This is a genomic window from Neobacillus citreus (assembly GCF_018343545.2).
GTDB lineage: Bacteria > Bacillota > Bacilli > Bacillales > Cytobacillaceae > Neobacillus > Neobacillus citreus.
The window spans coordinates 68,876-79,697 of sequence record NZ_JAGYPE020000022.1 but is presented as its reverse complement, the minus strand read 5'-3'; the positions used below and the strand labels follow the sequence as shown (position 1 = coordinate 79,697).

The following is a 10,822-nucleotide window of genomic DNA, read 5'->3' as shown; positions in this document are numbered from 1 at the left end:
AATACAAGTTAAACGACACTCTTCAACTATCCTGCCCCGTTAGAATAAGGGTCAATGGTTTAACCATCTTAAAAAAGGCTAAAATTGTAATTTCGATTTATATAAGTTAAAATAAACGCCTTGTGTAGATTCCTGCAATTTATTTACGATTGAATTTATAGATTTTTGTATCAATTAATTTTTAAATGGTAATTTATTTTGATGTCTTTTCATTTTGATACCCAATCCACCAATAAGGGATTCTGTGAAATCAATTTCGAAGTATTCCGTCAATACTTTCAACTCACTAAACCTAAGGTTAAAGAATGCCGATATACTCATTGTATGCAATATTACATCCCAAGTAGAAAAAAAGTGTACATACAATTTGGGGGATTTGGGGGAAGAAATGAGAAAACTTCTTTTTGTGCTTAGTTTAATTTTTACACTAGTTACAGCTCCTATGGCCGGTAAGCAAATCAATGCATTTGCGGAGGCACAGTATCTCAAAATGGATTATGCTACAACCGATGGTTTTCAGGTTTCCTGGAGGAACCTACCTAACAAAGACATCTACACATCTTTTAAAATCTATTTGAACGGTGAACTGGTTAACCCTCTTCCAGCACCTGATGCGAGTGAATATTTGTTTACAAACCTAGCTCCATCAACTGCTTATGAGGTTAGACTAGAGGGAAATACAGGGGATACAAAGCAATATGAGGAAGCAATATCTGTATCGACTTCCGCTCCTGTTCAAGTAAAAACTATCAACTCAACGGGTATGTATTTCCCAAAACCGATAATTGGCACTAATGGTGTGGTCACTATTAACGGTTTTGATTCAGAAACACTGGCTGATGGCAGCAAAATATTTATCATGATAGCAGATACTGAATTTAATAGGGCTCAATTAGATTTGACATCTGAACAGGTTGAGAATATGAGAGCTAGTAATACTAGTTTAAGTATTAGTTTTTTAGATGCACGCCTTGTATTTAATATGAATAATCTTAAAGATGACAGTGCGGCCACAATTCTTTTAACTAAAGTTACTGAGGACTTAACAGAAGCTGAGATTGCAATAAGTTCCATCTTTGATTTTTCTGTTAAACAGGGGGAAAATATCATTTCAACATTCTCTACACCAGTAACAGTAGGTTTTGATGATATTGAGGAATCCAAATATAATACGAAAAATCTAAAAGTTTTTTATTTTAATGAGACCACCCAGAAGTGGGAAAATGTTGGAGGAATTTATACAGCGTGGAATGATGGATCAGGGAAGGGTTTAGTAGCGACAAAAACAAATCATTTTAGTACTTATACTGTAATGGAAGCAGCAGAGCAAACACCGGTGAATAACGGGGCACAGACACCACCTGTTGTCAGCAATGGAGATCAGTCAACATCGGTGGAAACAACCGGATCAACTAGCACATCAAGTCAGAATACCAAAACAGCAAGTGCCGATACAAAAGCGGTACAATCTGGAGGCGCCGCGAAAACTTCAAAAGGTTATCCGCTACCTAACACCGCAACCAATAGCATCAATTTTATTTTAATCGGTACAGTTTTGGTCTTAGCTGCCTTACTCACAATGTTTATTCAAAAAGACAAAATGGTTATTAATCATAAAAAATAAAAATAAATTACAAAGAACCGCCATGTGGCGGTCCTCAGGCTGTCGAAAAACCTTCGGCAGTCCTTTTTTATTTAATTTTCGCTCTAGGAGCTTTTTTTCCGGGCACCCAGGGAATTCTCCTTGGCGTAAAGCACTGGACCTGTCATCAAAGGTCTTCTTGATTCTGAAATTCATAGTTTCACGGAATTGAAATCTTGATCAGTTCAGTATTTTATTTCCACAATTATTTGTCATGTTGAAAAAAGTCCTTTACTAATTGTAATTAACCCTGTTAAGAACAATTCTCAACCTTTTCTTTCAAAAAGAACAATATCCCCTATATTCGCCCTTCCTTTACCGGAAATTTCACTTTTTTCTTTTTGCATTTTTTGTATTTACACTCCTATTTACTTCATTCAAGTGCTTGATTTCTTTTGTTTATAGAAAAGAATATTCTGTTTAGAATTTTTAAAAATCAATATTAAAAAGTTATGATGACAAAAAACATTTTTCTAAAATTATCTAACTGACACCGAATTCTTTCATCGCAAACAAAATCATATAAAATTTCTTTTTTAAGTTTTGAAGTAACGTCATATAGGGAATCTTCACTTTTAGCTCTTAATTGATTCTCATTCAGATAGTTGTAAATTTCTCTTTCAAAGAATTCCACCGTACCATATAACACAGTCAAATTACATTCCACCTTCCTTTTTTAATTTTTTTAATTTACTGATCAGTGAAGCTTCGCCAAACTATAACAATAAAAAGTCCACCAAAAAAGATTGGTGGACTTGTATGATAAAGGCTATTTTTATCATTTTATCATAGGTAACAGTAACCAATCATTTGGTAACCCGACTGTCATAGTAAATCACCTTAGACTCGTGGCTTTGCGTCCTTATCTTTCAATAAGTTTGCCTTTATCAAATTAATACTTTTATCATAAAACTTTAGTATGGTAATTTGCAATAAAATTCGGTATTTTCCAACATATTTTGATAAAAATAGTTGTTTTTTACTATTAGAATAATCTAATTTAGTTTTTTCTCTCCAATTCCATAACCGCCATTTTTACATTTATAGCGTAAAATATAACATCTAGGCGCAATTACTTGTTGTTACGTTAATGTGTTATAATTAATTATAAAATTTATATTTTATATTCTGTATATAGTTATAAAAAGAAAAAGTCAAAGAAATCTACTTATAAAAGTAAATTCTCTGACTTTCATGGCAACATTGTATTGGTCGCCTGATTTTTAAGATAAAAGGCTATGGACTATCTTGGATAAATTATGAAAGTACGGTTTTACAACAAAATCACTTGCTCCAATTTTTAGTGCATCTTGGATAGTGGATTGTTGCCCCACCGATGAACACATGATTACTTTTGCCTTTGGAGCTATTTTTATTATTTCTTCTAGGGCGTCCAAGCCATTAAGTAACGGCATTGTAATATCCATGACTACAACGTCAGGTGAATATAATTTGTATTTTTTAACGGCTTCTTCACCATTTTCAGCTTCAATTATATTCCTAATATTAGCTTCATTTAAAATTTCCTTTATTAGATTTCGCATGAACTGTGAATCATCGACAACCATAATCATATAAAAAGTAAATCCACCTTTGCACCAAATTAGGCAATTAGGAAAGTGGAATTAATATAAAAAATGCAGGAAAGATACCTGGCAACCCGGCTGCCATGACGGCTAAGCGTTTTAGGCCCGTGGCTTTGCGTCCTTTACTTTCGTAAGATTTGCCCAATCCTATTGTACCATAACGATTTTGTCGATAAAACAGGAAAGAAAATGTAATACTTTTTCCTGTTTATAAATAATCCTTTTTGGAGCAAACTTTCCTTCCGAATTTTCTTTGCGTCTTGGAGAAACGCTCTAAAATCTCTTTTCGTTAATTTCATCGCTTCTTTTACTAAGTTAATATCCTCTTCAGCTAATATTTTTCAGTAATAACTAAACATTACTAGGCTTGAAGTATTTTCCTTTTGAATGTTTGTCACTGGTTGCTTAACATCTTGTTCTTCAATAGAAACTTTGGTATCTATTTAATTTCATAGTTCAATTTTAGTAATTGTTGCTTTATCCAACGCTTTCTTCAAGTTCCTGATTATTACCTATCTTATCCCAACTAACCACCAATGCAATCATTAGTATATTTTTTTATATAGCCTTCGAATAAATTTAATTGGTACTATTTGGAATATCCGCCATTGCTAACGAAAAATATAATGAGTTTAAAAAGAGCTCATTTTTGTTGGTCGGAAGTTTCAGTTAGCCTATTTTATAATAAAAAGTAGGTTGGGGGAATGTAAATACCCCCAACTTTTTTATACACGGCCTTTACCGGAAAACTCAACGGGAAACCCATTCCTCTATTATTTGTAATTTGGTTAAAAAATATAGCCTAATAGAAAGGTTAATACTACTTAAAGTTAACTTCTATTAGGCTAGCCTATTAATCAAACTTGACTATATTTTCTTTATCGTTAACATAAAGAATTTCCATACTTTCTGCGTAGGGTTGTTTATAATTATAACGGTCAGAAGCACTCATCATTTTTATATCTGTTCTGTACCTATCTTTACCACTAATAAAGATAATTTGCTCTTTATGAAGAGTGTGTTTAAAATCTTCACTTAAATAAACAGCATCACTTTCATCAAGCTCTTCATCACCTTGATAACGTGAAGCAGCGGGAATACTTGAAAGAGAAGATGCAAGATCCGTAATCTGTTCATATTTTTGCTGTTTTGATAAATTTAAAAATGCAGGAGAAGTCTCTACTTCTAGACCATAATCATAATAATAATGGTGTCCAATATTTGCTGCGGTTTTATATTTATCTATTACTTTCACATTTACACTAGTTATGAATGATTTAAACGGTTTGTTTACTAAGATCTCTTTCTGTATATAATTCTCATAATCACTCGCTAATTTTTCACTTTGAATATCTGCCTTATTCTGCGTGTTACAGCCCTCAAGGATGACAATAAGAAAAAGTGAAAGTAATATGGCTATTAATTTTAATTTCAAGGGAATGCTACTCCTGTTCAATTTTATCTTGATTATATTTCTTTATTCTTTCTATATTACATATATTCCTCTCCACCGCCACATAAAACTATCTTCCTCCAGTATGACCGTTGTCAGCGTGTACTTCTTGGACTGCAAGCTGTAAAACTCCCAGCTCCTCGTTATTGTTCCAAGTATATCCCTTTGGATTTTCACCTTTAGATAAATAAATTTAACTTATTATGCAAAAATCCAAGCCCTACCTCAACGGATCTGCTTTTCTAAACGACCAAAAAATTATGTATGAAGGCGTTTCCCTATGTTTCCAAGAATTAAAACTCAAATTTAATCTTTATTTTGTGAACGACTTGTAATGATTTACGAAATTCTCCCTTTTTTCCTGCATTTGAAGAACCGTCGTGTAAAATTTGTCTAACAGTATCCTATAATCTTCGCCCGCTGCAATTTTATTTTCTATCATTCTTACATAATTAATATAATCTACAGCTTTATTTTGCATCTCTACGTATGTCATTATAAGATCAAACAATTCATCCATTGTAGTATAATTTGGTGCATCGTTTGTATAACATTCCACTGCTTCTTGAAATTGGTCAAAATTTACATTTAACTGCACAAAATTTAATTCTTCACTATGAAAGTCAGGAAGGGACTTGAAAGCTTCGTCATACATATTTATACAAACATTAAATTTCTTTAGATATTCGTCAGGATCAGAAGTTTTTGTTGTATTTTGGTTTCCAATTGCTTGCCGCAATTCCTCAAAGGAAACTCCATCTTGATTTGAAGATTCATCAGCTGAATTAATTCCTTGACTTGTATAATCTTCGTAGCTTCCACTTTCTTTTTCATTAGTTATTTCAGTCTCTTCATATCCAGCTTGACTTTCATCATCAATAGATTTTGTATCTTCCGGACTAGTCTGACCACAAGCCACAAGAATTGTAATTAAAATTAGACTAAAGGCTCGCATAGATGTTTTTTTAAAATTCATTTGTGTCCTCCTAAGTAGTTCTTTATAACTATTATAAGAGGTACAAATTGGATTGTCTAAATATCGTTCTTACGATTGGGTACTAGAGTTTTAGATTGGGCTGTTGCGACAGCCTTTTTTGTTCCAATAAAGGGCAGAGGTAATACAATAAATAATAGGTTCCTATTCTAGCTAACACTTATTAATTCCTTTAAAATCCAAATAATTAGTAAATAGGATATAATTATATGATAGAGAGATAATTTTTGTGGGAGTGGTTTTAATTGAATAAATACATATGTCCACGATGTGGAACGTATTTACGAGAAAGAGATTGGGAAATGGTACATGAAATGAGTGATGGTGGTATTAAGTTGGATGTACATCCAATTTATGAGTGTCAGGATGTAAATTGCGGGTACATGAAGCGTTTAGAACCGATACCGGAAATTATTGCTCAGCAAGGAGATGACCGCTTGCTACTATTGTATCCTAATGATCGTGGGAGGATTTTTGATATAGGGGAAAATTTGATTTGGCCCGAAACCCATTACCAATCCATACTTGCCAGAGGCTACTGGGACGATTATAAAGGTAATCATGATGTAGAAATGCTTCTTAAAAATGTCAGGTATAGTGAGGCTGCTCATATGGAAACACCTAATTTATTCGATTTTGCAACGAGTGAATTGTCACAGGATGCTTTCTTGTGCTGGCTGATGTCCTGGAGCAAGGAAACTCACCGCTCATTAGACAGGCCTTTGCATGAAGCTGCAGTAGACTTCGTATCGATGTTATTCAACGTCCACGGTTATCCCGTTCCCACCATTGAAAGAATTGAAATTATAAGGCAATTTCAATCGCTAGATATTCTAGCAATTGTGAATGGTAACTATGCTATTCTAATAGAGGACAAGACATATACTAAAAACCACTCAGATCAGCTTTGTCGATATCGTAAAGTTGTTGCAAAGGATTATCCTGATAAGGTTCAGCTTCCAATCTATTATAAGATAGCTGACCAAAGCAATTACCGTTCAGTTAAGGAAGCAGGATATTTTCCATTTACTCGGGATAGGATGCTCAAGGTTCTACAGCGCGGCAGGAAGAATGGTGTGAGTCATCCAATTTTTCTTGACTACCTTAAACATTTGGAGAGGCTGGAAAGTAATATTCATGCATATAAATCAAAGCCTGTCATGGATTGGGACGGTTTTACCTGGCAGGGCTTTTACATTGAACTCCAGAAACATTTTAATGGAAACTGGGGTTACGTCTCCAATCCACGGGGCGGATTCTGGGGTTTTTGGTGGAAGCCACGGAGCGATAAAAACTATTACCTGCAACTTGAACAGCGATTACTTTGCGTAAAAATTGAAGCAGACAAGACTCAAGACTTAAGGGAGTTCCGGACAACAGAAATGGACAATGTCCTAATTGAATCCGAAGAACGCGGACTTCTCTTGCAAAAACCAACAAAATTGGCTACTGGGAAAACGATGACCATCGCTCAAAGACCCGAATATATACAAACAAAGGAAAATGGTTTGCTTGATTTGGATAAAACGATTGCAGAACTCAAAAAATGGGAAGTGGTTCCAAGTAACCAAGATAATTAAATTTTTGAAACAGAGTAAAATCTTCGACAGAAGTTTTTATCCTAGGTGATTATAGCAATGCTGGAATTCTCTTAAAAAAGATATTAGTATAGGATAGAAACCCTTAGGTGGAGGGTAAGCTAAGGATTATGCGTAGAGGGCAGTTGGAATCATGGGATGGGAAGACCTTAATGCACCTGCTAGGGTATATCTAATGGGAACCTATATAAAAGAGGAACAAATTCAGGGTACTATATAAATGAACAGATATGTTATTTTTGGCCGTTCATAACAACTAAGGGTTTTTGTTCATTCTACATGGTATTAAGGGTTATTGTGTCCAAAAATAGTGACAGAATACCCCTTAATACTGCGTTATAAACGCGATAATTTAGACGTTTCAAAATAGGAGCCTTGTGTCACTAGTCGGACAAAAAAGTATAAAAAAGGCCGCCACAAACGTTCACGCTTCTTTTAACTTCAATTCAGAAAAATGTACCAACTTAATCTTATTATATGTTTCTCCCACTTCAACGATTTCACAGTACCCAGATTCATATTTAACAAGCATGATATAGTCTTTACCTTGAAAAACAACAGGAATTCCTACCATTGAACCACACCCGTTTTTAACTAATCTTATAATTTTGCAGAATTCGTGTCTAGAGATATTTTGTGAACAAATGTTATTTCGCCTGTCTAACTTGCCCCGTTCGTTAGCCATCCATGATGTACAAATTATCCCCCTTATCTAGTAGTCTCCTCGTTCAAAATTGAATTGTTTAGCATTTTGAAAGGCCAACCTTTTATATCCTTATTTTATATCAGGTTTATAGCCATTCCTTTTTAATGCTTCATTCAAAATAGCATTTATCCGGTTCTTTTTTTGTTTGATTCCCCAGGGCGTAAAACTATTTGTAATTCTCCAGCGAAGGAAATTAATTTCTTCCTCTTCCTCTTGAGTAAGAAGTTCTCTCGCTTTGAATGTCATTTTCCTTAAAGAATCACTCTCTTTTGTTTTCAATGACTTTAGGGGAACAACGGAAGGATTTTCTTCATAATATCGTTTTTTAGCTTTATTTAAGAGTTGTATAATATCGTTTTGATACATTTCTACGGTCTTTATATCCTCAATATCTGCATTTAACATATTGTTTTGGAAATGCTGCATCATTTCAATTTCTCGATAAGTAAGGATTTCTTTCAACTTAACCATATTTCAAACCACGTCTCCGTACTTTTATAAAAACTCGGAAAAATGGCCGTTCCACTTCAGCCGATTAGTCCATTACTGTTTGTTATTTATTCTACATCCAAACTAGCTTCTCCTATGCTAGTGCCCTCTTTTTGTTTCATTCCCCATTTTAATCACAATTTATATTAATGTCCTTTCGGGAAGCCTTGCATTTTTGAAACAATTTGTTTAAACCCTTGTGGATCAGTTTCCAATATCTCATTTAAGTCTAATAGAATTTTTTTCAATTTATCTTTCTCATAATCGGGTAATGAACGTATCCACTCTATTAATTTCGAAGTATCTTCCATTTCTCACAACTCCATTCCGATATATTTCGCCACTAATAAATTAACCTTTTAACATTTCAAAGGTAGATTATCCAGAAATGAATCACAAGGCTTACACAATGAATACTAATGTTCTTCTACACAGGACTGGCTAAAAGTTATATGCTCTTCTACTTGAAAATTAACAAAAAAATCCCGAATCCTTCAATGAAAGAATTAGAATTCGGGGTTTTATATTTTATAATTGGTTGAGAGCTTCGTCGTAAGTTATTCTAGAAATTGAGATTATTCTCTTTGGCTCTATAGAACTGATTGCACCTTATTGTTCTATTTAACTTTGAACTGGCCCACATGATTCTGTAAGTCATCTGCCATTCTCGCTAATTCCGTTACAGAAATAGTAATCTGCTCCATTGCGGCTAACTGTTCTTCGGAAGCAGATGCAACACTATGGGTGTTATTAGTCGAAATTCGAGCGACATTGGCAATTCTTTGAATCGACGCATTAACCTGTTCTACACTAGCTGACATTTCTTCAGATGCAGCAGAAGTTTCTTGGATCTGGGCTGTAACCTGTTCAATTAATGTTAGAATTTTTTTAAATCCTTCTTCAGCTTCGTGGACAACTTCCATTCCCACTTTTACTTCTTGAGTTCCTTTATCCATGACATCGATAGCAACCACTGTGTCTTTTTGTATTATTTTGATTAACTCTGCAATTTGTTCTGCTGAATTTTTTGATTGCTCTGCGAGTTTTCTTACCTCATCAGCTACAACCGCAAAACCTCGTCCATGTTCTCCTGCCCGGGCAGACTCGATGGCAGCATTAAGGGCTAGTAAGTTGGTTTGTTCAGCGATGGAAGTAATGACCTCAACGATTTTACCTATTTCTTTAGAATGTTCGCCTAAATGTTTAACGGCAGAAGTAGAATCATCTACCACTTTATTGATTGTATCCATTTGCTGTGTAACTTTTTGTAACGAATCGCTCCCATTATTCGCCTCTTTACTTGTTTCCAAAGCTAGTTCTGATACAGAGGAAGTTGAGCTAGCCACTTCACGAATACCAATCATCATCTCATTCATGGCTATAGAGCTTTCGTTTGCTCCCTGCTCTGCCGATTCCGAACCACTTGCAATTTCTTGAATGGAAGCTGCTATTTGGTTTGAAGCTTGGGTAGTTTGCTCCGCACTTGCAGCTAATTCTTCAGCAGAAGAAGCTACTTGGATTGAATTTAAGTTTACTTGGTCAATTAATTGTCTAAGATTTATTACCATTTGATTAAATACTTTGGCTAACCCTCCAAGTTCATCTTTATTTTTTACTTTAATCTCATTCACCGTAAGGTCGCCTTTGGAAATCCTATTGGCTGTATTGGCTATCGTCACCAGTGGCCTTGTAATAAGGCGCCCCATTATGATGGCTGTTCCAATCCCAAGCAATACGGCAATAATCCCAAGCAAAGTAATCTGAACCTTAGTGTTATTCGCTTTTACAGAGTTCTCTTTTATCCCGTTCTCTAATATTTCATTTTGATAGATAGATAGTTTATCGGCTTGTTCATCAAATCGCTTTAAGAGGTCGCTTCTTGATGCCACCAAAGCCATCAATTCATCCGTTTTATTCTCTTTATGGAGTTCAAATACTTGTTGAGCCATTTGATTATATTCATTTTCAGTTTTCTTAAAGTCCTTTAACATTTGTATAGCCTGTGGCATTTGAAGTCTGTCCAATAAGTTTTCATATTGCTTTTGGAATTCTTTGTGGGCCAGGTTATAGTCTTGTAATGCTTGTTCATTCCCTAAAATGACATAGCCACGCATTGCAATAACCTCGTCTTTTGATGCAACTTGTAAGGCTTTAATATCCACCGATTTTTTAGCTTTATCTTGGATTAAAAAGCTATAATTATCATTAATTGTACTTATTTGGTAATAACTTACCCCTATGGTCATGATTAATATTGCGATTACCACTAAAAATCCACTTAATAACTTCCTATTTAAGGTCCATTTCATAAAAATACCTCGCGTTCTATTATTTATTAAAACTTTCTTTTTGAA

Annotated in this window: 10 protein-coding genes and 2 riboswitches; of the genes, 2 read left to right on the top strand and 8 right to left on the bottom strand. The window is 34.5% G+C overall.

What is annotated here, in order from left to right:
- Positions 1 to 388 precede the first annotated feature (388 nt).
- A complete protein-coding gene (locus KHB02_RS13795; RefSeq protein ID WP_213144139.1) occupies positions 389 to 1,624 on the top strand; it encodes a hypothetical protein in 1,236 nt (411 codons plus the stop codon).
- A gap of 827 nt (positions 1,625 to 2,451) precedes the next feature.
- Positions 2,452 to 2,535, bottom strand: a riboswitch (cyclic di-GMP riboswitch).
- A gap of 330 nt (positions 2,536 to 2,865) precedes the next feature.
- Here the strand turns inward: KHB02_RS13795 and KHB02_RS13790 are convergent.
- From KHB02_RS13790 to KHB02_RS13780, 4 genes are all read right to left on the bottom strand, one after another.
- A complete protein-coding gene (locus tag KHB02_RS13790; protein ID WP_213144137.1) occupies positions 2,866 to 3,216 on the bottom strand; it encodes a response regulator in 351 nt (116 codons plus the stop codon).
- 77 nt (positions 3,217 to 3,293) lie between these two features.
- Positions 3,294 to 3,380: riboswitch (cyclic di-GMP riboswitch) on the bottom strand.
- 701 nt (positions 3,381 to 4,081) lie between these two features.
- Complete coding sequence (locus KHB02_RS13785) at positions 4,082 to 4,663, bottom strand: hypothetical protein (RefSeq protein WP_213144136.1); 582 nt, start codon at positions 4,661 to 4,663, stop codon at positions 4,082 to 4,084.
- 88 nt (positions 4,664 to 4,751) lie between these two features.
- The gene (locus tag KHB02_RS30035; protein WP_213144489.1) at positions 4,752 to 4,874 is read right to left on the bottom strand and encodes an HNH endonuclease; all 123 of its coding nucleotides are present in this window, start codon (positions 4,872 to 4,874) and stop codon (positions 4,752 to 4,754) included.
- Between the two features lie 120 nt (positions 4,875 to 4,994).
- Positions 4,995 to 5,657: a hypothetical protein gene (locus tag KHB02_RS13780; RefSeq protein ID WP_213144135.1), complete on the bottom strand. Its 663-nt coding sequence runs from the start codon at positions 5,655 to 5,657 to the stop codon at positions 4,995 to 4,997.
- A gap of 263 nt (positions 5,658 to 5,920) precedes the next feature.
- Between KHB02_RS13780 and KHB02_RS13775 the strand changes: the two genes are divergently transcribed.
- On the top strand, positions 5,921 to 7,255 hold the full coding sequence (locus tag KHB02_RS13775; RefSeq protein ID WP_241113853.1) for a PD-(D/E)XK nuclease family protein: 1,335 nt from the start codon (positions 5,921 to 5,923) through the stop codon (positions 7,253 to 7,255).
- A 442-nt stretch (positions 7,256 to 7,697) separates the two neighbouring features.
- Here KHB02_RS13775 and KHB02_RS13770 read toward each other — a convergent pair whose 3' ends face one another.
- The 4 genes from KHB02_RS13770 to KHB02_RS13755 form a co-directional block, all read right to left on the bottom strand.
- Positions 7,698 to 7,847, bottom strand: coding sequence for a hypothetical protein (locus KHB02_RS13770; protein ID WP_213144133.1), 150 nt, complete (start codon positions 7,845 to 7,847; stop codon positions 7,698 to 7,700).
- A gap of 201 nt (positions 7,848 to 8,048) precedes the next feature.
- Entirely contained in the window at positions 8,049 to 8,450 is a 402-nt protein-coding gene (locus KHB02_RS13765; protein ID WP_213144132.1) for a hypothetical protein, read from the bottom strand.
- Positions 8,451 to 8,614: 164 nt separating this feature from the next.
- Positions 8,615 to 8,779 carry a hypothetical protein gene (locus KHB02_RS13760; protein WP_213144131.1) on the bottom strand — a complete coding sequence of 55 codons (165 nt, stop codon included), beginning with the start codon at positions 8,777 to 8,779 and terminating at the stop codon, positions 8,615 to 8,617.
- A gap of 306 nt (positions 8,780 to 9,085) precedes the next feature.
- Positions 9,086 to 10,777 (bottom strand): methyl-accepting chemotaxis protein, encoded by a 1,692-nt coding sequence (locus KHB02_RS13755; protein ID WP_213144130.1) that lies wholly within the window; start codon positions 10,775 to 10,777, stop codon positions 9,086 to 9,088.
- Between the last annotated feature and the right edge of the window lie 45 nt (positions 10,778 to 10,822).

What these genes read in the sequence shown, in the direction of transcription:
- KHB02_RS13795 (WP_213144139.1), top strand. Translation starts at nt 389, where the DNA reads ATGAGAAAACTTCTTTTTGTGCTTAGTTTAATTTTTACACTAGTTACA.
- KHB02_RS13790 (WP_213144137.1), bottom strand. Translation starts at nt 3,216, where the DNA reads ATGATTATGGTTGTCGATGATTCACAGTTCATGCGAAATCTAATAAAG.
- KHB02_RS13780 (WP_213144135.1), bottom strand. Translation starts at nt 5,657, where the DNA reads ATGAATTTTAAAAAAACATCTATGCGAGCCTTTAGTCTAATTTTAATT.
- KHB02_RS13770 (WP_213144133.1), bottom strand. Translation starts at nt 7,847, where the DNA reads ATGGTAGGAATTCCTGTTGTTTTTCAAGGTAAAGACTATATCATGCTT.
- KHB02_RS13765 (WP_213144132.1), bottom strand. Translation starts at nt 8,450, where the DNA reads ATGGTTAAGTTGAAAGAAATCCTTACTTATCGAGAAATTGAAATGATG.
- KHB02_RS13760 (WP_213144131.1), bottom strand. Translation starts at nt 8,779, where the DNA reads ATGGAAGATACTTCGAAATTAATAGAGTGGATACGTTCATTACCCGAT.
- KHB02_RS13755 (WP_213144130.1), bottom strand. Translation starts at nt 10,777, where the DNA reads ATGAAATGGACCTTAAATAGGAAGTTATTAAGTGGATTTTTAGTGGTA.